This is a genomic window from Leucobacter sp. 7(1), assembly GCF_900163635.1.
Lineage (GTDB): Bacteria > Actinomycetota > Actinomycetes > Actinomycetales > Microbacteriaceae > Leucobacter.
This window is the reverse complement of record NZ_FUID01000002.1, coordinates 20,881-44,837: the sequence shown is the minus strand read 5'-3', so window position 1 is coordinate 44,837 and position 23,957 is coordinate 20,881. Positions and strand designations below refer to the sequence as shown.

At 67.4% G+C, this 23,957-nt stretch carries 19 protein-coding genes and 1 riboswitch; of the genes, 15 read left to right on the top strand and 4 right to left on the bottom strand.

The window, feature by feature from the left end; all coding sequences use genetic code 11:
- Positions 1-98 precede the first annotated feature (98 nt).
- From FM113_RS00275 to ispG, 4 genes are all read left to right on the top strand, one after another.
- Complete coding sequence (locus FM113_RS00275; RefSeq protein WP_087010325.1) at positions 99-1,127, top strand: FKBP-type peptidyl-prolyl cis-trans isomerase; 1,029 nt, start codon at positions 99-101, stop codon at positions 1,125-1,127.
- 88 nt (positions 1,128-1,215) lie between these two features.
- A complete protein-coding gene (gene dxr / locus FM113_RS00270) occupies positions 1,216-2,304 on the top strand; it encodes a 1-deoxy-D-xylulose-5-phosphate reductoisomerase (protein WP_087010514.1) in 1,089 nt (362 codons plus the stop codon).
- Between the two features lie 64 nt (positions 2,305-2,368).
- Complete coding sequence (locus FM113_RS00265; RefSeq protein WP_087010324.1) at positions 2,369-3,811, top strand: RIP metalloprotease; 1,443 nt, start codon at positions 2,369-2,371, stop codon at positions 3,809-3,811.
- 72 nt (positions 3,812-3,883) lie between these two features.
- Complete coding sequence (gene ispG / locus FM113_RS00260; RefSeq protein ID WP_087010323.1) at positions 3,884-5,032, top strand: flavodoxin-dependent (E)-4-hydroxy-3-methylbut-2-enyl-diphosphate synthase; 1,149 nt, start codon at positions 3,884-3,886, stop codon at positions 5,030-5,032.
- 91 nt (positions 5,033-5,123) lie between these two features.
- On the opposite strand, the gene FM113_RS00255 is transcribed toward ispG, so the two are convergent.
- Positions 5,124-6,542, bottom strand: coding sequence for an RNB domain-containing ribonuclease (locus FM113_RS00255; RefSeq protein WP_087010322.1), 1,419 nt, complete (start codon positions 6,540-6,542; stop codon positions 5,124-5,126).
- Positions 6,543-6,673: 131 nt separating this feature from the next.
- On the opposite strand from FM113_RS00255, the gene FM113_RS00250 reads away from it, so the two are divergent.
- Positions 6,674-7,651 carry a TIGR00730 family Rossman fold protein gene (locus FM113_RS00250; protein ID WP_254908803.1) on the top strand — a complete coding sequence of 326 codons (978 nt, stop codon included), beginning with the start codon at positions 6,674-6,676 and terminating at the stop codon, positions 7,649-7,651.
- On the top strand, positions 7,644-8,498 hold the full coding sequence (locus FM113_RS00245) for a hypothetical protein (protein WP_140393253.1): 855 nt from the start codon (positions 7,644-7,646) through the stop codon (positions 8,496-8,498). Before FM113_RS00250 ends, FM113_RS00245 begins: the two co-directional genes overlap by 8 nt.
- On the opposite strand, the gene FM113_RS00240 is transcribed toward FM113_RS00245, so the two are convergent.
- Positions 8,495-10,864 carry an excinuclease ABC subunit UvrA gene (locus tag FM113_RS00240; protein ID WP_087010319.1) on the bottom strand — a complete coding sequence of 790 codons (2,370 nt, stop codon included), beginning with the start codon at positions 10,862-10,864 and terminating at the stop codon, positions 8,495-8,497. The genes FM113_RS00245 and FM113_RS00240 overlap by 4 nt on opposite strands.
- Positions 10,865-10,981: 117 nt before the next feature.
- Here FM113_RS00240 and FM113_RS00235 point away from each other — a divergent pair, with 117 nt between their 5' ends.
- A complete protein-coding gene (locus FM113_RS00235; RefSeq protein ID WP_140393252.1) occupies positions 10,982-11,965 on the top strand; it encodes a CPBP family intramembrane glutamic endopeptidase in 984 nt (327 codons plus the stop codon).
- 175 nt (positions 11,966-12,140) lie between these two features.
- On the opposite strand, the gene aroQ is transcribed toward FM113_RS00235, so the two are convergent.
- The gene (aroQ, locus tag FM113_RS00230; protein WP_087010318.1) at positions 12,141-12,581 is read right to left on the bottom strand and encodes a type II 3-dehydroquinate dehydratase; all 441 of its coding nucleotides are present in this window, start codon (positions 12,579-12,581) and stop codon (positions 12,141-12,143) included.
- An 82-nt stretch (positions 12,582-12,663) separates the two neighbouring features.
- On the opposite strand from aroQ, the gene trmB reads away from it, so the two are divergent.
- The 8 genes from trmB to FM113_RS00190 all read left to right on the top strand — a co-directional run bounded on the left by trmB (position 12,664) and on the right by FM113_RS00190 (position 22,733).
- Positions 12,664-13,410, top strand: coding sequence for a tRNA (guanosine(46)-N7)-methyltransferase TrmB (trmB, locus tag FM113_RS00225; protein WP_140393251.1), 747 nt, complete (start codon positions 12,664-12,666; stop codon positions 13,408-13,410).
- A 181-nt stretch (positions 13,411-13,591) separates the two neighbouring features.
- Positions 13,592-13,695: riboswitch (glycine riboswitch) on the top strand.
- Between the two features lie 119 nt (positions 13,696-13,814).
- On the top strand, positions 13,815-16,700 hold the full coding sequence (gene gcvP, locus FM113_RS00220; RefSeq protein ID WP_087010317.1) for an aminomethyl-transferring glycine dehydrogenase: 2,886 nt from the start codon (positions 13,815-13,817) through the stop codon (positions 16,698-16,700).
- 27 nt (positions 16,701-16,727) lie between these two features.
- Positions 16,728-17,873 (top strand): glycine cleavage system aminomethyltransferase GcvT, encoded by a 1,146-nt coding sequence (gcvT, locus tag FM113_RS00215; protein ID WP_087010316.1) that lies wholly within the window; start codon positions 16,728-16,730, stop codon positions 17,871-17,873.
- Between the two features lie 118 nt (positions 17,874-17,991).
- The gene (gcvH, locus tag FM113_RS00210; RefSeq protein WP_087010315.1) at positions 17,992-18,366 is read left to right on the top strand and encodes a glycine cleavage system protein GcvH; all 375 of its coding nucleotides are present in this window, start codon (positions 17,992-17,994) and stop codon (positions 18,364-18,366) included.
- 98 nt (positions 18,367-18,464) lie between these two features.
- Positions 18,465-19,907, top strand: coding sequence for an L-serine ammonia-lyase (locus tag FM113_RS00205; protein ID WP_087010314.1), 1,443 nt, complete (start codon positions 18,465-18,467; stop codon positions 19,905-19,907).
- A 32-nt stretch (positions 19,908-19,939) separates the two neighbouring features.
- Positions 19,940-21,313: an MFS transporter gene (locus tag FM113_RS00200; RefSeq protein ID WP_087010313.1), complete on the top strand. Its 1,374-nt coding sequence runs from the start codon at positions 19,940-19,942 to the stop codon at positions 21,311-21,313.
- Positions 21,314-21,316: 3 nt separating this feature from the next.
- Positions 21,317-21,772: an N-acetyltransferase gene (locus tag FM113_RS00195; RefSeq protein WP_217895928.1), complete on the top strand. Its 456-nt coding sequence runs from the start codon at positions 21,317-21,319 to the stop codon at positions 21,770-21,772.
- A gap of 28 nt (positions 21,773-21,800) precedes the next feature.
- Entirely contained in the window at positions 21,801-22,733 is a 933-nt protein-coding gene (locus tag FM113_RS00190; protein WP_176387017.1) for a helix-turn-helix domain-containing protein, read from the top strand.
- On the opposite strand, the gene FM113_RS00185 is transcribed toward FM113_RS00190, so the two are convergent.
- Positions 22,730-23,956 carry an MFS transporter gene (locus FM113_RS00185; protein WP_087010311.1) on the bottom strand — a complete coding sequence of 409 codons (1,227 nt, stop codon included), beginning with the start codon at positions 23,954-23,956 and terminating at the stop codon, positions 22,730-22,732. The two genes, FM113_RS00190 and FM113_RS00185, sit on opposite strands and share 4 nt — an antisense overlap.
- Position 23,957 lies beyond the last annotated feature (1 nt).

Here is a 23,957-nt window from a genome sequence, read left to right as displayed (position 1 = left end):
TTCGCCCCGCACTCTCAGCCTGCGGGCAGCGGGATACGGAATACTCGAATCCGATCCACGGCCGCATCGGCCCCGTCGCGTGTAAGGACCCAGACTTCGTGAAACTCTCCCGCACCCTGCTTCCGGCCGCCCTCGCGGGTGCCCTGCTCCTGACCGGCTGCTCCGCCGGCGGCTCACCAACCAAGGACGAGGCGGGTGCGGACTGTGTCGCCCCCGGCGCCGCGAGTGAGGCCGTGAAGGTCACCGGCTCAACCGGTGTGGACCTGAAGCTCGATGCAAAGACCCCGCTGAAGGCCACCGAGTTCGAGCGCTCGGTCCTCACGGAGGGGGAGGGTGACGTCGTCAAGGAAGGCGACGCGATCTCGGTGAGCATGACCACGTTCAACGGCACGACCGGTGACGAGATGGATCAGCTCCCCGAGAGCCCCGTGCCGTTCGAAAAGGACAAGCTCGTGTCCTGGGCATACGAGGGCATCCGCTGCGCCGTTCCCGGACAGCAGATCGCGCTGATCGCACCGTACGCAGAGATGTTCCAGACGACCGATCCGGAGCAGACAGGCTACGAGGGGATGACGAAGGACAGCCCCATCGTTATCGTGATGGAGTTCGGCGACATCAGCGAGGTACCGAAGGAACCCGGCACGATCGAGCCCGACAAGCTTCTGAAGAAGGCAGAGGGCAAAGCCCAGGAAGCGCCCGCGGGCTTCCCGACCGTCAAGCTCGATAAGGACGGTGCCCCGACGATCACGATGCCCGAGGGGGAGAAAGCACCCGCAGAGCTTGAGGTCGCAACGCTGATCGAGGGCGACGGCGAGACCGTTGAGCCCGGCGACCGTGTCTACGTGAACTACCGTGGCGTGATCTGGCGCACCGGCGAGGAGTTCGACTCGAGCTGGAGCCGTGGCGAGGCCGCGGCGTTCAAAACGAACGAGGTGATCCCCGGCTTCACGAAGGCGCTCGAGGGCCAGAAGGTCGGCTCGCAGGTCATCTCGGTGGTGCCGCCGAAGGATGGCTACGGCGACAACCTGGAGAGCCAGCTCAAGATGTCGAACCCTGATTTCGACGTGAAGAACGACGACACGCTTGTGTTCGTGCTCGACATTGTCGGTACGGCCCACGCGGAGTAACAATGTCGCGCTGCAGACACCCCGTCGCCCCTCCCGGGCGGCGGGGTGTCTGCGTTCCGGAGGAGTGGAGTGCGGCACAATGGTGATCATGAAGCGCATCGTCATCCTCGGGTCCACCGGTTCGATCGGCGAGCAGGCGCTCGATGTGGTGCGCAAGCACCCGGATAAGTTCCAGGTTGTGGGTCTGGTCGCGGGCTCGAACGCCGCGCAGCTTGCGCACCACGCCGAGGAATTCAACGTCGAGCACACGGCGCTCGGGGCCGACGACGCGGTGCGACTGATCCGTGAGGTCCCCGCCGACGTTGTGCTGAACGGGATCACGGGCTCCGTGGGCCTCGGCCCCACAATCGCCGCGCTGGAGGCGGGCCGCACGCTCGCGCTCGCCAACAAGGAATCCTTGATTGTGGGCGGCGACCTGGTGACCGGCCTCGCCTCGCCCGGCCAGATCGTACCTGTCGACTCCGAGCACTCCGCGATCGCACAGGCGCTGCGCTCTGGTCGCTCCGCAGAGGTGCGCCGACTCGTGCTCACCGCTTCGGGGGGGCCGTTCCGTGGTCGCAGCCGGGACGAGCTCCGGGACGTGACTCCGGGGGAGGCGTTGGCTCACCCGACCTGGAACATGGGGCCGATGGTCACGACGAACTCGGCGACCCTCATGAACAAGGGCCTCGAAGTGATCGAAGCGCACCTGTTGTTCGGGGTGGCATACAGCGACATCGAGGTCGTGGTGCATCCCCAGTCGATCGTGCACTCGATGGTCGAGTTCTGCGACGGCTCGACGATCGCGCAGGCATCGCCGCCCGACATGCGCCTGCCGATTGCGCTCGGACTGACCTGGCCGGAGCGGCTGCCCAACATTGGCGCACCTCTCGACTGGCGCACGGCGAGCAGTTGGGACTTTGCGCCGTTGGATCACGCAGCGTTCCCCGCGGTCGAGCTCGCGAAGGAGGTAGGCCGCGCGCGCCTCACCTATCCGGCCGTCTACAACGCAGCGAATGAGGAAGCGGTTCTCGCGTTCCACGCGGGGCGCATCGGCTTCCTTGACATTGTCGACACCGTGCGTGACGTGCTCGAAGCGCACACTGCGCCTGCGCAGCTCACCCTCCCCGCGCTCGCCGAGGCGGAACGCTGGGCGCGCGAGCGCGCCGAGAAGGTAATCGCGGGGCGATCCCGCTAGCGCCCGGAGGGATTCCTCGGCAATCCCACAGCGGCCCCGCGGGCAAAGCGACTAGCCTGAACCCGTGATTGACGTGCTGCTCTACGTGTTCGGGATCCTCATTATCCTTGTCGGCCTCGCCGTGTCTATCGGGCTGCACGAGATCGGGCACCTGCTTCCTGCGAAGCTCTTCGGCGTCAAGGTCACGCAGTACATGATCGGCTTCGGGAAGACGATCTGGTCCCGGAAAAAGGGTGAGACCGAGTACGGGGTCAAGATGCTGCCGCTCGGCGGCTACGTCGCGATGACGGGCATGTACCCACCGAAGCAGCCGGGGGAGGCTCCCCGCGCGTCAACGACAGGGTTCCTCAACTCGGTGGTGGAGGAGGGGCCGATCCACTCACGCGCGAAAGACGGCGGCACCGCGGAACTCGTGTTGGATGCCGATCCTGCGACCGGTGACGAGCCCCGCCGCGGAGTTGCTGGGCTCGTCGATGAGGCCCGCCTCGCGAGCGCCGAGACGATCGAGCCCGGAGAAGATCACCGCGCGTTCTACCAGCTTGCCTGGTGGAAGCGGGTCATCGTAATGCTCGGTGGTCCTGTGATGAATCTCGTGCTCGCGTTTGTGTTCTTTGCGATCATGCTCGTGGGTTTCGGCATGCCGCAGTCGAGCACCACCCTCGGTCAGGTCAGTGAGTGCCTGCAGCCCGCCGGCAGCACGGCCACGCAGTGCGCAGCCGACGATCCGGCGGCACCGGCGGCCGCTGCTGGCCTGCTCCCGGGGGATGAGATTGTCTCCGTGAACGGCAATGCGATTGAGGGCTGGGACGATTTTCGCGCGCTTGTCGCCACGAGCCCGGGCATCACCATGCAGCTCGGAATTCTGCGCGACGGTAGTGAGCAGTTTGTATCGCTGACCCCCGAGCCGAACGCGCGCGCTGTGCTTGACGAGCAGGGCCGCGTGGTCACGGACGCCGCGGGCAAGACAGTCACCGAGGTTGTTGGCATGGTGGGGGCAACCCCAGCGAGTGAGACTGTGCCGCAGCCGATCACCGCTGTGCCCGCGTTTGTCGGCGATAACGTCGCCCAGGTGGCTCGGGTGATCAGCCAACTTCCGCAGCGCATGGTCGCGACCTGGAACGCGGCGTTCGGGGCGGAAGAGCGCGATCCGAACGGCCCCATGAGCGTCGTTGGGGTAGGCCGGCTCGCCGGCGAGATCGTGAGCCTTGACGAGGCTCCGGTAGCGGCGCGCGCGCAGACGGTGATTGGGCTCCTGGGATCGCTCAACGTTGCGCTGTTTGTATTCAACCTGTTGCCGCTGATGCCGCTCGACGGCGGCCACGTGCTCGGCGCGTTCTACGAAGCGATCAAACGCGGCATCGCGAAGCTGCGCGGCAAGCCTGACCCGGGGCCGGTTGACTCCGCGAAGATGGTGCCGATCACCTTTGTCGTGGTGATCGTGTTCGGGGCAATGACGGCGCTGCTCGTCTACGCCGATCTGGTCAAGCCGGTGAACTTCTTTGGGTAAGGGCCCGGTGCGCGAGATACTGCGGATCCCTGCCCGGGCGCGTTCGCAGGATCCGCGAGTAGACTGATCGCTGTGGCAGCAGTCAATCTGGGTATTCCCAAGGTCCCCGTAACCCTCGCACCCCGGCGCAAGACCCGTGAAATCAAGGTCGGTTCCGTTACTGTAGGCGGGAAGTCGCAGATCTCCGTCCAGTCGATGACCACGACGCCGACGACAAACATCAACGCGACTCTGCAGCAGATCGCAGAACTCACGGCCTCCGGTTGCGACATCGTGCGTGTCGCGTGCCCGAGTCGCGACGATGCCGAGGCGCTCCCGATCATCGCGAAGAAGAGCCAGATCCCCGTGATCGCGGACATCCACTTCCAGCCCAACTACGTGTACGCCGCGATCGACGCGGGCTGCGCAGCGGTCCGCGTGAACCCGGGCAACATCCGGAAGTTCGACGACCAGGTGGGCGAAATCGCCAAGCGTGCGAAAGCGGCGGGCGTTTCGCTCCGCATCGGCGTCAACGCGGGATCGCTGGATCCGCGCCTCCTGCAGAAGTACGGCAAGGCGACCCCTGAGGCGCTCGTGGAGAGCGCGGTGTGGGAGGCCTCGCTGTTCGAAGAGCACGACTTCCACGACTTCAAGATTTCGGTGAAGCACAACGATCCGATCGTGATGGTGCAGGCCTACCGTCAGCTCGCCGAGCGTGGCGACTGGCCGCTGCACCTCGGTGTGACCGAGGCGGGCCCCGCGTTCCAGGGCACAATCAAGAGCGCGACCGCGTTCGGGATCCTGCTGTCCGAGGGCATCGGCGACACGATCCGCGTCTCGCTCTCCGCGCCCCCCGTCGAAGAGGTCAAGGTTGGCCTGCAGATCCTGCAGTCCCTGAACCTGCGCGAGCGCAAGCTCGAGATCGTGTCCTGCCCGTCCTGCGGCCGTGCACAGGTCGACGTCTACACGCTCGCCGAGCAGGTCACCAAGGGCCTCGAAGGCATGAGCGTGCCGCTGCGCGTCGCCGTGATGGGCTGCGTCGTGAACGGCCCGGGCGAGGCCCGCGAGGCCGACCTCGGCGTCGCCTCCGGCAACGGCAAGGGGCAGATCTTCGTGAAGGGCGAGGTCATCAAGACAGTCCCCGAGAGCGAGATCGTCGCGACGCTGATCGAGGAAGCGAACCGTATCGCCGCCGAGATGCCGAACTCCGAGACGGGCACCCCCGAGGTCATCACCGCATAGCGAGGAAGTGTCTCCACACTGGACGTGTGAGCGACGGGTCGGAGTCTGTGGACTGCGGCCCGTTTCTCGTCCCGGCACCTGCGATCAGGTCTTAATCCGCGACGAGTTCGACAGTGCCCGTCGCGATCGTCGCACCCACGACGCGCACGGTTGTCATCGTTCCCACTGTCAGGCCGTCAGCGGGGCATTGCGTGGTCACCGGTGGCTCCACAACCTGGACCCGAGCGCGCGCACCGCGGACCTCGATCACCACGGCCTCCAGGCGCTCGCCGACCCGGTCGCGGAGGAGCGCGGCCTCCACCCTGTCGATTGCTGCCGAGCCGAGTTGTGAGGCGCGCTGATTCGAGGCCTGCATGAGCTTCGGAAGTTCAGGCAGACTGGCTCGTGTCCACTCTGGCACCGCGGCTCCGGAGCTGAGAGCCGTGCAGACGACAAGCCCCCACCGGTCCACGAGGCGTCGCAGCGGCGCGGTCACGTGGGCGTATGGGGCCGCGATGGCGGCCTGCTGGGTCTCCGCGGGCGGGGCGCCCTCGAAGGCCGCGTAGTCGGCACCCCGGAACAGTGCGGCCGCAGCCTGGAATACCGCGGGCGTGTGTGGTGCCTGGGGAGAGAGCCGATGCAGATACTCGCCGTACCCAAGCTCGGGGGCCCAGGGTTCGCCCAGAGCCGCCACGCGGCCCCGGAATTCGTTGAGCGCGCCCGGGGCCGGAGCTGGCATTGTGCGCAAGATCCCGATCCCGCCCGCGAGCATCATCTCGCCCGCCACGATCCCAGTCAGGAGCGACAGCTGCGCGTTCCACTCTTCGACGGGCAGCGGAAAGCGCCGCTCGATGCGGTACCCGGCCGGAGTCTCAAGAATGCGTTCCTCCGGCATGTTCAGGCTCGCGCCGCCGCGCAGGCGCTCCTGCTCGCCGCGCAGCCGGCCCACGTCTGGGAGGAGCGACAGGGGTTCCGTCGCAGATCCGTCATCAAGCGCACGCTGCGCGCTGGGATAGTCGAGCTGGGCGCGGGACCGGATGAGCGCTCGCTCCACCCGGGTATCCACTGCCGCCCCGGCCGAGTCGAGCCGGATCGTCCACACGCAGGCCGACCGGTCTTCGCCCGGCAACAGCGACGCGCGCCCCTCGCTGAGGACGCGAGGATGCAGGGGGACCGTGCCGTCCGGGAGGTACAGCGTCTGTCCGCGATCACGCGCCGCCGTGTCAAGTGGGCCGTCGGGGGCGACGTACCCGGGAACGTCAGCGATCGCGTAGCGGACAAGCCAGCCAGAGCCCGCGCGTGCGAGGTGGAACGCCTGGTCAAGGTCGCGGGATCCCGGCGGATCGAGCGTCACGAATGGCACGTCCCGAAGGTCGAGCTCAGGCACCAGCGGAGTTGTTGCCGTAGCTTCTTCGACCGCGGCCTCGGGGAACCCGTTCGGGACGGAGAATTCGGTGCGGAGCGCAGCAAGCGCCACCGCGAGCTCCCCGTGGGTGGACTGCGGTGCGAACTGGGTGCGCCGTGCCGGCATGGCATCACCCTATCGGGTGGAGCGGGAAGCACGCCTAGACTGAAGGCGTGAATTCTCCGCAGCTTTCCGGTTCCGACGCGGCCCAGGCCGCGCTCCGCGCAACGCTCACCGAGCTCCTTGCCGAGCACGGGATCACCGCGCACCGCACTCTCGTGCGTCGCATTCTTGAAACGGGTGTGGGCCTGGGGCAGGACGGCACGGCCCGGCGGGATCTGAAGATCACGGCGGCTGCCGTCGAGGAGATGCGGGCCGCGTTCCGTCTCTTCGCCCCTTACGAGGGGATCCCGAAGGTTTCGATCTTTGGATCAGCGCGCACGCAATCTCACGACCCCCTCTGGGAGCTCGCCGCGGGAACCGCGCGGGCGCTCGCGGAACAGGGCTGGCTCGTGGTCACGGGCGCGGGGCCGGGCATTATGGAAGCCGCGGCAACCGGGGCCGGGGCAGAACGCTCACTCGGGGTCTCGATCCGGCTCCCGTTCGAAGAAGAACCGAACGCGCTTGTCGCCGTCGATGGGCGACAGGTCGCCATGAAGTACTTCTTCACGCGCAAGCTCATGCTTGTGAAAGAGTCGCTCGGATTCGTGTGCCTTCCCGGCGGCTTCGGAACGATGGACGAGACGTTTGAGCTGCTCACTCTGCAGCAGACTGGCAAGATGGATCCAGTTCCGATCGTGTTGCTGGATCGCCCTGGCGGCACGTTCTGGCGCGGCTTCGCGGCGTTTGTCACGGAGCAGCTCGCGGCGAGTGGCCTCGTTTCGGTGGACGATCTGGACCGGGTGCTCATCACGACTTCGGAGGCCGCCGCGGTCACGGAGATCACTGGCTTCTGGCGCAATTACGATTCGTTGCGCTGGTTCGGTGCCGAACTTGTGCTGCGGCTGCGCGCCGAGCCGAGCGACGCGGAGCTCGCGGACCTGAACGTACGCTTCTCGGGCCTCTGCGAAACCGGCCGGATCGAGCGCGCCACCACGCGACCCGAGGAATCCTCGGATCGCGACGTGCCGGATCTCCCTCGGATTGTCTTCACCCCGCGGCGGCGGGCAGTCGGCGAGCTGCACCGATTGATTCGGGCGCTGAACGAGCTGGACTCCGCGCCAGCCCATGCCTGAACCGCAAGATCGCCGTCCGCTCACGCGGGCGGAGCGCCGGGCCTGGAGTGGGCGGCCGCGCCGTGATGCGGCAGCAAACGCAGCTGAATCCCCGGCACCCCAGCGGCGGCCCAGATCCCGCACCCTTCGGTGGATCGGGTGGGCGCTCGGGGCCGTGGCGCTTCTCGTCCTGGCGGTGCCCATGCTCCTCGCTGTGCCCGTCGTGAACGAGGCGTTTCCTGAGCGCACCGCGGTCGAGTGCCGGGTCGGAGACCCTCGGGAGGTGCGCACGATCGGACGGGCGCGATTCTCCCGGGCGAAGTTCGTGCCCACCGACTGCGGGGTCTTCCGGGTCACGAAGCAGCGGCAGGCAGTGTGTGCGAGCGACCCGACCCGTGATGTACAGCTCGTTCAGGGCACCCGCTACGACCTCGTGGTGCGGGGCCCCGACATCCCGATCCTGACCGCACCTCACGTGGTGTCGGCGGTGATCTCAGCAGATCAGGGGCCGCCCGGACAATCTCGGTTTGCGGAACTTGATGCAATGGCCGATGCGCTCCTGGAAGCGCTTGATCCGGACGACCGCGCCAAGATCGAGGCGCAGAGTGCTGAAAATCTCGCCGGTCTGGAAGCGTACGAGCAACAGTTCGCGCCGGAGACGCTCCGCGCGTTCGACTACGCCCAGCCGCCGTTTGACCCGCAGTGCGATGCATCGCGGCGCGTGATGACCACGATCGGGGTGCAGATCATGGGACCGCAGCGCGCAGCCGAGTTGCTCATTGTGCCTGAGGGTGAGACCCCTCGCGCCCCACTGCTCCCGTGCGACGGCCCCTACTGCACGCTGGAGCCGACGCCGCAGCGACGTTAGCTCGCGATGTAGGCGGCCAGGTGCCGTCCGGTCAGCGTGGGAGAAGCCGATTCCACGAGGTCCCGCGGCGTGCCCTCGAACACAACGGTGCCGCCTTGGAGCCCTGCCCCGGGCCCGAGATCAATGATCCAGTCCGCGTGTGCCATGACAGCCTGGTGGTGCTCGATCACGATCACACTCTTGCCGGCGTCCACAAGCCGATCCAGCAGTCCGAGCAACTGCTCAACATCCGCGAGGTGGAGTCCCGTTGTGGGTTCATCGAGCACGTAGATGTCCGCATCATCGAGCATGTGGATCGCGAGCTTGAGTCGCTGCCGCTCGCCGCCGGAGAGCGTCGAGAGTGGCTGCCCGAGCGTGAGGTACCCGAGCCCCACGTCCACGAGGTGGCCGAGGATTTTCGCGGCCTTCGGGATGCGGGCATCGCCCGCGGCAAAGAATTGGTGCGCCTCGGCCATGCTGAGCTCCAGCACCTCGGCGATGTTCTTGCCGCCGAGTGTGTACTCGAGCACGTCCGCGTTGAAACGACGGCCCTCACACACCTCGCAGGGGCTCTCCATCGTTGCCATCATGCCGAGGTCCGTGAAAATGATCCCGGCACCCTTGCACTCGGGGCAGGCTCCCTCGGAATTGGCGCTAAACAGCGCCGGTTTTACCCCGTTCGCCTTCGCGAAGGCCGTGCGCACCGGATCAAGCAGGCCCGTGTAGGTCGCAGGGTTCGAACGGCGGGAGCCTTTGATCGCTCCCTGATCGACGGCAACAACCCCGTCACGGTTCGACACCGAGCCGTGGATCAGCGAGCTCTTTCCCGATCCGGCGACGCCCGTCACCACGCACAGCACTCCGAGCGGCACGTCGACATCAACGTCCTGCAGGTTGTGAGTGTGGGCACCGCGCACCTCGATCGCGCCGTTCGCGCTCCGCACGGAGTCCTTCAGCCGAGACCGGTCATCGAGGTGGCGGCCCGTGAGCGTTCCCGAGGCGCGCAGCCCCTCCACAGTCCCCTCGAAGCAGATCTCGCCGCCGTGCACGCCGGCGCGCGGGCCCAGGTCCACCACATGATCCGCGACCCTGATCATCTCGGGCTTGTGCTCCACGACGAGCACGGTGTTTCCCTTGTCACGCAGCTTCAAGAGCAGCTCGTTCATGCGCTCCATGTCGTGCGGATGCAGGCCGATCGACGGTTCGTCGAACACATACGTCGCGTCCGTGATGGGGGAGCCGAGGTGGCGGATCATCTTGGTGCGCTGCGATTCGCCGCCGGAAAGCGTGCCGGTGGGGCGGTCGAGGCTCAGGTAGCCGAGTCCGATCTGCACGAAGGAATCGAGGGTGTCGCTGAGTTTTGCAATCAGCGGAGCCAGACCGGGGTCCTGGATTCCGCGCACCCACTCGGCGAGGTCGCTGATCTGCATCGAGCACGCGTCCGCGATCGAGTTTCCATCGATCTTCGACGAGCGTGCCGACTCGTTCAACCGGGTCCCGCCGCACGCTGGGCAGGCGGTGAACACGATCGCGCGATCCACGAATGCCCGGATGTGGGACTGCATCGCCTCCCGATCCTTCGACAGCATCGACTTCTGGATGCGCGGGATCAGGCCCTCATACGTCAGGTTGGTGCCGTCCACCTTGATCTTCACGGGCTCCTTGTAGAGCAGATCGTTCAGCTGCTCCGGCGTGAAATCTTTGATCGGGGTGTTCATCGGCAGCAGGGCCCCGAACAGCCGGCCGTACCAGCCATCCATGCTGTAGCCGGGAACGGTGAGCGCACCCTCTGACAGTGACTTCTCCGCATCGTAGAGCTGATCAAGCGCGAAGTCGCTGACACTTCCGCGGCCCTCGCAGGTGGGGCACATGCCGCCCAACACCTCAAATGACCGCCGCTCCTTCACCTGCTTGCCACCTTTCTCAAACGTCACCGCGCCCGCGCCACTGACCGAGGCCACGTTGAAGGAAAAGGCGTTGGGGGAGCCGATGCGCGGTTCGCCGAGTCGGGAGAACACGATCCGGAGCATCGCGTTCACGTCGGTCGCCGTGCCGACCGTGGAACGTGGGTTGGCCCCCATGCGTTCCTGATCCACGATGATCGCGGTCGTGAGCCCCTCGAGTACGTCGACGTCAGGGCGGCTCTGCGACGGCATGAAGCCCTGCACAAACGCGCTGTAGGTCTCGTTGATGAGCCGCTGCGACTCCGCGGCGATCGTGGCGAACACGAGCGAGCTTTTGCCCGAGCCCGACACTCCGGTGACAGCCGTGAGTCGCCGCTTGGGAAGGTCCACGCTGACGTTTTTCAGATTGTGCTCGCGGGCACCCTGGACGCGGATGCGGTCGTGCGAATCGGCGGGGTGGATGACGGAGTCGGCTGCGCTCATGGAGGTAGCGTAGCGCGCACCTCGGACGTTGCGTAGCGTGCCGCACGAACCTTGGGTGTGAGATTTCTGAACGGGGGTTTCTCCCCGATTGTCACGGTGATCGTCTAGGCTCGCGGCATGCCCCCGAGTGCCACGCCTTCGAGCTGGGACCACGCCCGCGCGGCGGGCCGGCCGCGGCCGATCGCGTGTGCAGCGGCGCTCGCCGTGTGCGCGATCGCGCCCGCCTGGTTCGTCGCGGAACAGCTCTGGCTCGGCGCGGTCCTCGCACTCCTGGGGCTCGCACTCGCCGTATGGGCCGGGCGGGGCAGCGGGCGCATTCCGCGGACTGCTTTGGCGCGGGGTGCTGATCCGGCGGTGGGTTGTGATCGGGACGCGGGTCCCGATTCACAGACATCGGCTGACCCGGGGCTGCGCATGGGCACCTCGATTCGGCGGCCCCCGTCGCTCCTGCGCGACCTCTCGCTAATCGTGATCGGTCTCGCGATTGTTCGTATGATCCCGCTCGCGGCGCAGCTCGACACCGCGGCGATGGTGCGCTTTACGCTGGCCCTCGGCGGAGCCGTCCTGGTGCCGTACCTGGTCTCGCGGTTCGTGTACCGGGACCGGGCGACCGGGTTCCCGTGGCGGGCCGGGCGGCGTTGGGGCCGCTTCCACTGGGGCTGGCTCGGGGCGGTGCTCGTGCTCGGCTGGTTGATCCTGCCCTGGTATTTTCTGAGCTCTGGGGTCTACCTGAACTGGCCGCGCGTGGACACGCCTGACCTCATTGCCCGATTGTTCCTGGGAGTCGGGGCGGTGGGGATCTGGGACGAGTTGTTCTTCATATGCACAGTGTTCGCGCTGCTGCTGCGGCACTTCCCGTTTTGGGTGGCCAACGCCCTGCAAACGATCGTGTTCGTGTCGTTCCTCTGGGAGCTCGGCTACCGGGCCTGGGGGCCGATCCTCACGATCCCGTTTGCGCTCATGCAGGGACTCATCTTTCTGCGCACACGCTCGCTCGGGTACGTGGTGACTGTGCACCTGCTCTTTGACGCGGTTGTGTTCGCGGTGCTCGTGCACGCGCATAACCCCGAGCTGTTCCGGGTGTTCCTGACGGTGCCGTAGGGCGTTGCCGGGAGCGCGCCCGCGCCCGCGCCCCGCAGAAACGACCCTGTACTACAAAACCGACCCGCTACTCGCGCTCCAGCGCGTGACGTTCGGGTCACTTTTGTAGTCAGGGGGCGTTTTTGTGTTCCTGCACGGCGGCGGGATTGCACCGCGGGGTGCCGGCGAGCGTGCGCTACTGGGCGATCAGGGTCGCGATCCGGCGCACCGCGAGCTCATAGCCCTGCACACCGCAGCCCACGATCACGCAGGCGGCAACCGCCGAGATGAAGGAGTGGTGCCGGAACTCCTCGCGCGTGTGCACATTGGAAATATGAACCTCGGCTGTGGGAAGCGCCACCGCGCTGATCGCATCGCGCAGTGCGACCGAGGTGTGGGTGAACGCCCCCGGGTTGATGACGATCCCCGCGCAGTCCGTGCGCGCTTCGTGGATTGCGTCGAGCAGTACACCCTCGTGGTTGCTCTGCACCGCGCGCACCTCAAGGCCGAAGTCAGCGGCGACGCGGGTGACCAGGGCCTCCACGTCCTCGAGCGTCTCCTCGCCGTACACGTCGGGCTCGCGCGTGCCCAGCAAGTTGAGGTTCGGTCCGTTCACGAGCAAGATTCGCCGGGTCATTGTGTGCCTCCTGGTCCGCGCCGTACGCACATGGTACCGCGCCCAGCTTGGCGTCGCGGGCTTGCGCGACTACCGTGGTGGGGTGACCGAGCCAGATAGTCCTTCGTTCAAAAACTTTGACCCCACCACATTCCGGGATAAGCCGGTCTCGTTTGTACGCCGCAGCGGCCGGATGACAAGCGGCCAGTTGCGCGGCTGGGATGAGCTCTCACCGCGCTACCTCATCAATGTGCCGCCCGGGCCTGCGGTCTCCAGCATCGCCGAGGGCGCGACTGGGAATCCCGAGGAGCTGTTCGGTCGACGCGCGCCGCTCGTGATCGAGGTGGGCTCTGGTCAGGGTCACGCTATCGTGCACGCGGCGTCGAATCACCCGGACACGAACTTCCTCGCGCTTGAGGTGTTCCGTGCCGGGCTGGCCCGCACCATGACCGCGGCAGAAGAGGCGGATCTCGACAACCTCCGCCTGGCTGAAGTCAACGCACCCGAGATGCTGGAGCGCTACCTGCCGGCTGGCTCGGCGGACGAGCTGTGGGTCTTCTTCCCGGACCCCTGGAAGAAGGCCCGCCACCACAAGCGACGCCTGATCGCGCCCGACTTCATGGCCATTGCGGCGCGGGTGCTCCGCCCGGGCGGCGTGATCCGGCTCGCCACCGACTGGGAGCACTACGCCGAGCAGATGCGCGAAGTCCTCGATGCGGCCGGAGAGTTCGAGCGAGACTTCACGGGGGAGTGGGCCGAGCGCTTTGACGGCCGCGTGCGCACCGCCTTCGAGCGCAAGGGCACCGAAAAGGGCCGTGCGATCCGCGACCTGACGTACCGCCGGGTGTAGTTCGGCCGGCTTCTTGCGCTGAGATGCCAGTTTCGCACCTTCCTTCGCGGGGGAAGGTACGAAATTGGCATCTCAGCGGAGAGCTCGGATGTCGGACAGGGGCCGAGCCCGGGACCACGGGGGAGTGCGCCACGGCGACCTCGGTGCTGCTAAGCTAGGGGCACTCATGAATATCGGCCAATACGCCGTGGCGGGAGAGCTCGAGAACCGTGTACACGGGGTCTCGGCGCCGTAGGAGCAAACCCTCCCCGGGAATCTCTCAGGCATCCGTACCGCTGCAGCGTGGCAACTCTGGAAAGTAGCTGGTCTATCCGGCTCACCGACGGTGCAAGGGCGCCCCGATCTCGCGATCGGTTCGCCTGAATCTCTCAGGTTCCGTAACAGATCGGGGAGGATCCCATCCGGTGCGCTTCGGCGTACACCCACTTACGGAGATCCTCTTGAGCTTTACGCAGCCCTCTTCCTTCGCCGATCGCCACATCGGGGTTACGACCCCGGACGACATCGCCACGATGCTCGACACGCTCGGCTACACGGACCTCGACGCGCTCGTGGATACCGCTGTGCCCGCGGGAATCCGCATGTCCGGTGCCCTCGACCTGCCCGCCGCCCGCAGCGAAGAAGAGATCCTTGCGGATTTGCGTGCGCTCGCGAGCAAAAACGTGCTCAAGACCCAGATGATCGGCCAGGGTTTCTCCGACACCCACACGCCCCCCGTGATCCGGCGCAACGTGCTCGAGAGCCCGGCCTGGTACACGGCATACACCCCGTACCAGCCGGAAATCTCGCAGGGCCGACTCGAAGCGCTTTTGAACTTCCAGACAATGGTGGCCGATCTCACCGGTCTGCACGTCGCAAACGCGTCAATGCTCGACGAATCCTCGTCCGCCGCGGAAGCCGTGCTGCTGATGCGCCGCGCCGGGAAGGCCCCCGCAACGGCACGTGTAGTGGTGGACGCGAACGTCTTCCCGCAGACAATCGCCGTGATCCAGGGCCGCGCTGAGGCGCTCGACTTCGCGGTTGAGGTGGCGGATCTCAGTGCGGGGCTCCCCGAAGGCGAGATCTTTGGTGTGGTGCTGCAGCAACCCGGCAACGACGGCACTGTGCGTGAGCAGTCCGAGCTGATCGCCGCGGCGCACGAGCGCGGCGCGATGGTCACGGTGATCGCGGATCTGCTCTCGCTGACGCTCATCACGCCCCCCGGAGATCAGGGCGCGGACGTTGCCGTGGGCAACACGCAGCGCTTTGGTGTCCCCCTGTTCTTCGGCGGTCCGCACGCCGCGTACCTCGCGATCCGCGCAGGCCTGGAGCGCTCGCTGCCCGGCCGCCTCGTGGGTGTCTCCAAGGATTCCGCGGGCGACCAGGCCTACCGCCTCACGCTGCAGACCCGTGAACAGCACATTCGCCGCGAAAAGGCGACGAGCAACATCTGCACCGCGCAGGCGCTGCTCGCGATCACGGCCTCGATGTACGCCGTCTACCACGGCCCCACAGGCCTCCGGGCGATCGCCGAGCGCGCCCACGCTCACGCCCGCAGCATCGCCAACGGCCTGTCGGCGGCCGGGATCGCGCTTGCAGGCTCCGCGTTCTTCGACACCGTCGTCGCCACAGTGCCGGGCCGCGCGGCCGAGATCGTCGACGCGGCGTGCGCGGCGGGCGTGAACCTGCGCCTCATCGACGCAGACACGGTGGGCGTCTCCACCGATGAGACCACGACCCAGGCACACGTCGACACCGTGCTCACGGCGTTCGGTGCCGGTGCCGGATCCGCGCCGGTCACTCCGGGGGAGTACGCCTTCGAAGGCGGCCTGGTCCGCACGAGCGAGTACCTCACCCACCCGATCTTCAACTCGATGCGCTCCGAGACGCAGATGTTGCGCTACCTGCGCCGCCTCGCAGATCGCGACCTCGCGCTGGATCGCACAATGATCCCGCTCGGCTCGTGCACGATGAAGCTGAACTCCACGGCCGAAATGGAGTCGATCTCCTGGCCCGAGTTCGCGGGGATCCACCCCTACGTCCCGGAAAACCAGAGCCAGGGCTGGCGCGAACTGATCGCCGATCTGGAGCGTCGACTCGTTGAGATCACGGGCTATGCCGGTCTCTCGCTGCAGCCGAACTCCGGCGCACAGGGGGAGTACGCGGGTCTGCTTGCGATCCGCGGCTACCACCGCGCGAACGGTGACGAGCAGCGCACAGTTTGCCTGATTCCCGCCTCGGCGCACGGCACAAACGCGGCCTCAGCCGTACTCGCGGGCATGCGCGTCATCGTGGTCAAGAACACCGAGACCGGCACGATCGACCTCGACGACCTCCGCGCCAAGATCGACGCGAACCGCGACGAGCTTGCCGCGATCATGATCACCTACCCCTCCACCTACGGGGTGTACGACGCCGATGTGCGCGAGGTGTGCGAGCTCGTGCACGCCGCGGGCGGCCAGGTCTATATCGACGGGGCGAACATGAACGCCCTCGTCGGCCTCGCCCAGCCGGGCAAGTTCGGCGGCGACGTCTCCCACCTGAACCTGCACAAGACCTTCGCGATCCCGCACGGTGGTGGCGGTCCCGGCGTCGGCCCGATCGGTGTCGCCGAGCACCTCCTGCCGTTCCTCCCGAACGACCCGACCGGCACCTACTCGGTGAGCGAGGGTGTTCCGGTCGTCGCGACGCTATTCGGCTCGGCCGGCGTACTCCCCATCTCCTACGCGTACATTGCCATGATGGGGGCCGACGGTCTCACCCGGGCGACCCGCACTGCCCTGCTCAGTGCAAACTTCATCGCGGCGCGCCTCACCGAGCATTTCCCGGTGCTGTTCACGGGGGCCGCGGGTCTCGTCGCCCACGAGTGCATCCTTGATCTGCGCGAGCTGACGGCACAGTCCGGCGTGACCGCGGAGGACGTCGCGAAGCGTCTCATCGACTTCGGGTTCCACGCGCCGACCCTCGCGTTCCCCGTCGCTGGCACGCTGATGGTCGAACCGACGGAGTCCGAGGATCTCGGCGAGATCGAGCGCTTCATCGAGGCAATGATCACGATCCGCGGCGAGATCGACGCGATCATCGCGGGCCGGATCGCGCTCGACGCTTCGCCGCTGCGCAACGCACCGCACACCGCCCGCGCGGTCGTGAGCGACAGCTGGGACCGGGAGTACACCCGCGAGCAGGCCGCCTACGCAGTGCCCGCGCTGCGCAGCGACAAGTACTTTCCGCCGGTGGGCCGGATCGACGGTGCCTTCGGCGACCGCAACCTTGTGTGCTCCTGCCCGGCACCCGAGGCCTTCGAGAACTGACGATCACAGAACCAAGGACGGACGATCATGACTGACGCAACGCAGGCACCGGCCCCCGCCCAGGCGGCCCCAGCCCACACCGCCCTCCACGCCGAGCACGCCGCGCTCGGTGCCGCCTTCACCGATTTCGGGGGCTGGGATATGCCGCTGAAATACGGATCCGAACTGGCCGAGCACCGCGCCGTGCGCGAGGTCGCGGGCCTCTTCGACCTGTCCCACATGGGCGAGATCCGGGTGACCGGCCCCGACGCTGTCGCGTTCCTCAACACCGCGCTCGTCGGCAACTTCGCCGTGGTGGCCGTGGGCCGCGCCAAGTACTCGCTGATCTGCGACGCCGACGGCGGGATCATCGACGACCTCATCACGTACAGGCTCGGCGACACCGAGTTCCTTGTCGTGCCGAACGCGGGCAACGCCCCTGTGGTTGCCGCCGCGTTCGCGGAGCGCGCCGCCGGTTTCGACGTGACTGTGCGCGACGAGTCTGCTGCGACGAGTCTCGTCGCCGTGCAGGGCCCCGCCTCGGTCGCCATCCTGCACGAGCTCGTGCCGGAGGAGCAGCGCGCCCTGGTGAGCGACATGAAGTACTACGCCGCGGCCCCCGCGACGGTGGCGGGCATCGACGTGCTGCTCGCCCGCACTGGCTACACCGGTGAAGACGGCTTCGAGCTCTACGTCCCGAACGCACAAGCGTCCGAACTGTGGCGCGCCGTGCTCGCCGCGGGCGAAACCCACGGACTGATCCCGGCAGGGCTCGCGTCCCGCGACTCGCTGCGCCTGGAAGCGGGCATGCCGCTCTACGGCAACGAGCTGAGCCGTGAGATCACCCCGTTCGAGGCCGGGCTCGGCCCGGTTGTCTCGTTCACGAAGACCGAGCGCTTCGTGGGGCGCGACGCCCTGGAAGCGCGTCGTGAGGCGACGCCCACCCGCGTGCTCGTCGGGCTGCAGGGGGCCGGCCGCCGCGCGGGCCGCGCCGGATACGCCGTGCTTGCCGACGGCGTGCAGATCGGCGAGGTCACGAGCGGTCAGCCGTCACCGACCCTCGGCTTCCCGATCGCGCTCGCCTCGATCGACCCCGCCTTCGCCGAGCTCGGCACGGAACTGACCGTCGACCTCCGCGGCAAGCCGGAGGCGTTCACAGTTGTGGCGCTCCCGTTCTACCGCCGCGCCCAGTAGCGCACACCGCAGTTGCGCATCGCGCACACCGCACCGCGCACCTCTCGACCACACCCACCACACCCACCACACCCACCACCCGCGAGCCAGGCTCGCGCCCCACCAGAAGGACACACACATGAGCAAGGTTCAGACCGGACTGCAGTACTCCGCCGAGCACGAGTGGATCACGGACGAGTCGCCCGCGACTGTCGGCGTCAGCCAGGTCGCCGCCGACGCGCTGGGCGAGGTCGTCTACGTCGACCTGCCCGCCGTGGGGAGCGCCGTCACCGCCGGTGTCGAGTGCGGTGAGATCGAGTCGACGAAGTCGGTCTCGGAACTGTTCTCGCCGGTGACGGGCGAGGTTGTCGAGATCAACCAGGCCGTCATCGACGATCCGGCGCTCGTCAACTCCGATCCCTACGGGGCCGCGTGGCTGTTCAAGGTCGCCGTCACTGAGTTTGGCCCGCTGCTCAGCGCTGAGGAGTACGCCGCCCAAAACGGCGTCGCGTGATGCGCTCGCGGCAGCGTATCCGCTGAATCCGGACGTGGCAGCGCTCGGGTAGCCCCTGTCACCGCCGGATCGCCGGCACACAAGAAACGGAGATCATCGTGGCTCTCAGCGTATTCGACCTCTTTTCCGTGGGGATCGGGCCCTCGAGCTCGCATACGGTGGGGCCGATGCGCGCCGCGAACCGCTTCGCGGCGCAGCTGCGCGCCTCCGGGGTGTTGCCGCGCGTCCGGGGGCTGCGGGTCGACCTGTTCGGGTCACTCGCGGCTACCGGGCGCGGCCACGGCACTCTCACTGCGGTGTTGCTCGGACTCGAAGGCGTCGATCCCGAGACCGTGCTCCCCGAGGAGATTGAACGGGCCCTCTCACGGATTGACGGGGAGGGCCAGTTGCAGCTTGCGGACGGAGCTGGTGCCGTGGGTTCGGAGGCGCAGTCACCGATCACGGTCCCGTTCCGCGAAGCCGACATCGTGCTGCGCCCGCTCACGGTGCTCCCGACGCACACCAACGGGATGCGATTCGGCGTGACCGATGCGGAGGGTGAACTGCTCGTGGAGGAGACGTACTTCTCGGTGGGCGGCGGCTTCATCGTGCGCGAGGGCGCCGAAGCGCAGGTGCAGGATCGGCTCGAGTCGACGCTCGCTGTGCTCCCGTTTCCGTTCACGACGGGGGCCGAGCTGCTGCGCTACTCAAGCGAGACCGGGCTGTCCTTTGCCGAGTTGATGCTTGAGAACGAGAAGGCGCTGCGCCCGGAGGTTGAGGTGCGCGATGGGCTGTGCCACATCTGGGACGTGATGGAAGCCTGCAAGAACTCCGCGCTGACTCGGACCGGGGTGCTTCCGGGCGGGCTGAACGTGCGCCGCCGTGCGCCCGAGTGGCATCGCCGGCTCACCGCGCAGGATCCGTACCGCGACCCCCAGTACTGGCAGGAGTGGATCAACCTCGTCGCGCTCGCGGTGAACGAGGAAAACGCGAGCGGCGGCAGAGTGGTGACCGCCCCCACCAACGGTGCGGCCGGGATCATCCCCGCCGTGCTGTTCTACGCGACGCACTATGCGCCTGGGGCCGTCGCCTGGAGCGAGGCGGAACGGCGCACGGCGATCAGTGATTTCCTGCTCACCGCCGGTGCCGTCGGGGTGCTGTACAAGGAGCAGGCATCGATTTCCGGTGCGGAGGTGGGGTGCCAGGGCGAGGTCGGATCCGCCTCCTCGATGGCCGCGGCCGGCCTGGCCCAGGTGCTCGGAGGGACCCCCGAACAGGTTGAAAACGCCGCCGAGATCGCGATGGAACACAACCTGGGTCTCACCTGCGACCCCATTGGCGGGCTCGTGCAGATCCCGTGCATCGAGCGCAACGCAATCGCCGCGTCGAAGGCTGTCAACGCGGCGAAAATGGCGCTGATGGGCGATGGTTCCCACCACGTGAGCCTCGACGATGTCATCGTCACCATGCGCGAGACCGGGCGAGACATGAGCGAGAAATACAAGGAGACGGCAATGGGCGGGCTCGCCGTGAGCGTTTCCGTCGGCATCGTTGAGTGCTGACGGGGCAGCCTCCTTCCCCCTACGATGATGCTATGAGTGATTCTTCCGCGAGCCAGGCGCGCTCGCTGTCCCGGCGGCTTGACGCGCTCCCGTTCACCCGGAAGCACGCGAAACTGCTGGGCGGGTCTGGCCTCGGCTGGGCGCTCGACGCGATGGACGTGGGTCTCATCTCCTTCATCATCGCGGCACTGACGCAGCACTGGGGGATCACCACAGGGGAAGCCGGGCTGATCGCCTCCATCGGGTTCGCGGGCATGGCGATCGGCGCGAGCCTGGGCGGGCTCCTCGCCGATAAGTTCGGCCGTCGCCAGATCTTCGCAATCACGCTGCTCGTCTACGGTGCGGCAACAGGGGCGAGTGCGCTCGTCGGTGGCATTGCTGCCCTGCTGGTGCTCCGATTCATCGTGGGACTCGGCCTCGGGGCCGAGCTACCGGTCGCATCAACCTACGTCAGCGAGTTTGCCCCGGCCCGCATGCGGGGCCGCCTCATCGTGATCCTCGAGGCGTTCTGGGCTGTGGGCTGGACCGCTGCGGCGATCATTGGGTACTTCGTTGTCCCGGCCTCGGAAAACGGGTGGCGTTGGGCCTTCGCGCTCGGCGCGATCCCCGCGATCTACGCCTTCGCCGTGCGCTGGGGACTTCCGGAGTCCCCGCGCTGGCTCGCGGGGCGTGGCCGCGTCGCCGAGGCTGAGCGGATCGTGGCTGACTTCGAGGCCTCCGCAGGGGTCGCGGTGGGCGGAGACGCAGAACCCCCGAGCGCTGCCTCCTCCGAGCCCGCTCCCTCCGAGGCTGCCGCCCCAGCAACGGGCAGTCGCGTCGCGGGCCTCTGGGCGCGTGAGTTCCGGGGACGCACACTCGCCCTCTGGGCGGTGTGGTTCTGCGTGAACTTTGCCTACTATGGGGCCTTCATCTGGATTCCGAGTATCCTCGTCGATGCCGGCTTCAGCCTGGTTCGCTCGTTTGGATTCACCCTGATCATTACTCTGGCGCAGCTTCCCGGTTACGCGGTCGCGGCCTGGCTTATCGAAAAGTGGGGCCGCCGCCCGACCCTGTCGCTGTTCCTCGTGGGATCCGCGGCCTCCGCGGTGATGTTTGGCACAGTTCACACAGAGGGCGCGATCATTGCCTCTGGCATGGCGTTGTCATTCTTCAACCTTGGGGCATGGGGTGCGCTGTACGCGGTGACCCCCGAGATCTACCCGACCTCGCTCCGCGGGACCGGCGCCGGGTGGGCCGCCGGGGTGGGCCGGATTGCCTCGATTGTTGCCCCGTTGCTGGTACCCGTGATGCTTGCGGGCGCCGGCACCACTTTCACCTTCGCAGTGTTTGCCGCGTTCTTCATTATCGCGGCTGCGGCGACCTGGGGGCTCGTGGATCGACGCGGTGCAGCCCTCGACGACCGATAGTCGATGCTGATACCGCGACGGATTGTGCCCGCCGACTGGCCCTGGATCCAGGACTGGTTCACCGATGAACGCCTCAACGCCGAGCTCGGGCCGCTTGATGTGGAATGGCTCGAGTATGTGCTCGCTGACCCGGGAGGCGTGGAGCTCGTGGTCACCGATCCGGCAGCACCCCAGGTGCCGCTCGCGCTTGTCGGGGTGGTGTGGGCGACCGCAGAACATCCGCACACGATCACGGATCTTGCAGTGTCCCCGGCGCTCCGGGGGAGCGGGATCGGGCGTCGTGCCCTCGCCGCGGTGCTCAGCTGGGACGCACATCCGCCTGGCGGCGACTGGGTCTCGTACGTCGCGACGGACAACCCCGCTGCTGACGCGTTCTTCCGTGCGGTCGGGTGGCACCCCGGTGAAGTCGACGATGGCATGCGTGTGTATTCGGCCCCGCGGCAGCGCGGCGTGGAATAGTGACCCTCCGCGCCGCGTTATACCCCGCATGCCTGCTCCGGAGAGCGCCTCGGTGGCGCAGCTGCTTGAGAGCGTTGACCTCACCGTCACGCACACCCGCCGCGTCTCACTCGCCCCGCGCGAGCGCTGGAGCGCCCCGGTCGGGGTCACGAGCTTGCTGTACCTCGACGCGGGCGAGCTGAGAGGTGTCCCGGTTGCGGCGTGTGCGACCGGGCCCCGACGGTGTGAGATCACGACATCGGAGGTGGCGGATCCGGCGCAGGCGGGACTCAGCGCCGGTTCCGCGTTGCTCGCGCTCGGGCGGACCCCACACACGTTCACGGCCGCAGAACCGACAACGCTTATCGTCGTGACCCTCGAACTCACGGAAACGGCGCAGCGGCTGCACGCGCTGCTGCCCGACCCGCTCACAATGGTGGGCTTTAGCGCGCACGATCCGGCAGTCGCGGCGCTCGCGAGCAACATGGGGCACCCCGAACCGGACTCCGCTGATGACGCGAATTTGGGAACTCCGCTTCGCCCGGGTGACGCGGTCATTTGCCAGTTGATGGCGCGGACGCTGCTGCTCTCCGTGCTGCGCGCCTGGTATTCCGCGGGGTGTGCGCCGGCGGACTGGTCCGCCCGGGTCGCGGACCCTCACCTGGATCGGGTGCTGCAGGCCATCCACGAGAACCCGGGCCACGACTGGTCGCTCGACGGCCTCGCCACGCTGGGAACGATGTCTCGTTCGGTGTTTGCTCGGCGATTCCGGGAGGTGCTGGGTGCCTCTCCCTGGCAATACCTCGCAAGTCTCCGGATGGAGGACGCGAAGCGCCGCCTGGCCACCGGTGCCTCGGTGACGCAGACCTCCCGCGAACTCGGCTACGCCTCGGACGAGGGCTTCAGCCGGGCGTTCCGGCGGCACACTGGGGTGCCGCCGTCGCGCTGGCGCTCGCGCGAAGAGCCCGTCGGGGCCCGCTAGCGGGCTACCCTGTGTGACACGCCGAACAAGATCGCGCCGAGGATGAGGGCAACGGCACCGCCCGCGTAGACGGTGGTGATGCCGAGGGCATCGCTGAGCACTCCGCCGAGTCCAGCGGCCACTACGATCCCAGCCTGGAACCCGACGACAACGAGGCTGCCGCCCTGCTCCAGTCCGTCCGGAACGCGCTGCCCGATCCAGGTGTTGACGACGATGAGCCAGGACGCAAAGCAGAATCCCCACACGGCGATCGCGACGGCCACGGCCCAGAACGCACCCGGTGCGGTGATCACTGTGAGCACTGAGGCGGCGATCAGGAGCGGGATGAGTAGTGAGATGACGCGGAGGGCGCGGTCGATCACGATGCCGATCACCAAGTTGCCAATGAGTCCGCCGGCACCAAAGAGCGCGAGGAGGAAGACGATCGTCGACGCCGCGAGTGGTTCGCCCGAAACCTCAGTGACGCGCTCGAGGGCGAGCCGGACATAGGTGTACGTCACAAAGTGGCCGAGGACAACGAGGATGTGACCCGTGAGACCGAGGGCGATTCCCGGACGGCGCAACACCTGCCAGAGCGCCCCGAGGCTGCTTGCTCCCGAGGCGGGCACGGACGGGAGGAGCAGGAGTATCGCTCCTGCGAGCAGTGCAAGCGCGACGCCGCTGATTCCGAACACCATGCGCCAGTCGAGCGCGGTGGCGATCAGTACCCCGAGAGGAACGCCGGCGACTGTTGCCAGCGACATCCCTGCCGTGGTGAACATCACCGCCCGCCCCAGGCGTGCGGGGCCGGCGATATGCGCGGCGACAGTGATTGACATCGACCAGAACGCGCTGATCGCGGCACCAAGCAGGAAGCGGGCCACCAGGACCAACACAAACGAGGGAGCCACCGCGACGATGATGTTGGAGACCGCACCGAGGATTGCTGTCCACGCGAGCAGGTGTCGCCGGTCCATGCGCGGAACCATCAGGCCGATCGTGGGGGCGACGAGGAGTCCGGCGAGCCCGGTGATCGTGACGGTTTGGCCGGCCTGGCCGGTCGTGACGCCGAGACCGTGGGCCATTTCGGTGAGCACGCCATTGGGGAGGAACTCGGAGGTGACCAGGAGGAAGCTCAGGAGCATCATCGCGATCAACGGGGCAATCGGCAGGCGTCGGGGCGTAGCGAGCTGGTGCGGGATCGCCGAGGGCGGGGCAGTGGGGATCTGGCCAGTATGGGTCATG

Bases quoted from the DNA above. Each gene is read 5' to 3' on its own strand.
- dxr (WP_087010514.1), top strand. From the start codon at position 1,216: ATGAAGCGCATCGTCATCCTCGGGTCCACCGGTTCGATCGGCGAGCAG.
- FM113_RS00255 (WP_087010322.1), bottom strand. From the start codon at position 6,542: ATGCCGGCACGGCGCACCCAGTTCGCACCGCAGTCCACCCACGGGGAG.
- FM113_RS00245 (WP_140393253.1), top strand. From the start codon at position 7,644: ATGCCTGAACCGCAAGATCGCCGTCCGCTCACGCGGGCGGAGCGCCGG.
- FM113_RS00240 (WP_087010319.1), bottom strand. From the start codon at position 10,864: ATGAGCGCAGCCGACTCCGTCATCCACCCCGCCGATTCGCACGACCGC.
- FM113_RS00235 (WP_140393252.1), top strand. From the start codon at position 10,982: ATGCCCCCGAGTGCCACGCCTTCGAGCTGGGACCACGCCCGCGCGGCG.
- aroQ (WP_087010318.1), bottom strand. From the start codon at position 12,581: ATGACCCGGCGAATCTTGCTCGTGAACGGACCGAACCTCAACTTGCTG.
- gcvT (WP_087010316.1), top strand. From the start codon at position 16,728: ATGACTGACGCAACGCAGGCACCGGCCCCCGCCCAGGCGGCCCCAGCC.
- gcvH (WP_087010315.1), top strand. From the start codon at position 17,992: ATGAGCAAGGTTCAGACCGGACTGCAGTACTCCGCCGAGCACGAGTGG.
- FM113_RS00200 (WP_087010313.1), top strand. From the start codon at position 19,940: ATGAGTGATTCTTCCGCGAGCCAGGCGCGCTCGCTGTCCCGGCGGCTT.
- FM113_RS00195 (WP_217895928.1), top strand. From the start codon at position 21,317: ATGCTGATACCGCGACGGATTGTGCCCGCCGACTGGCCCTGGATCCAG.
- FM113_RS00190 (WP_176387017.1), top strand. From the start codon at position 21,801: ATGCCTGCTCCGGAGAGCGCCTCGGTGGCGCAGCTGCTTGAGAGCGTT.
- FM113_RS00185 (WP_087010311.1), bottom strand. From the start codon at position 23,956: ATGACCCATACTGGCCAGATCCCCACTGCCCCGCCCTCGGCGATCCCG.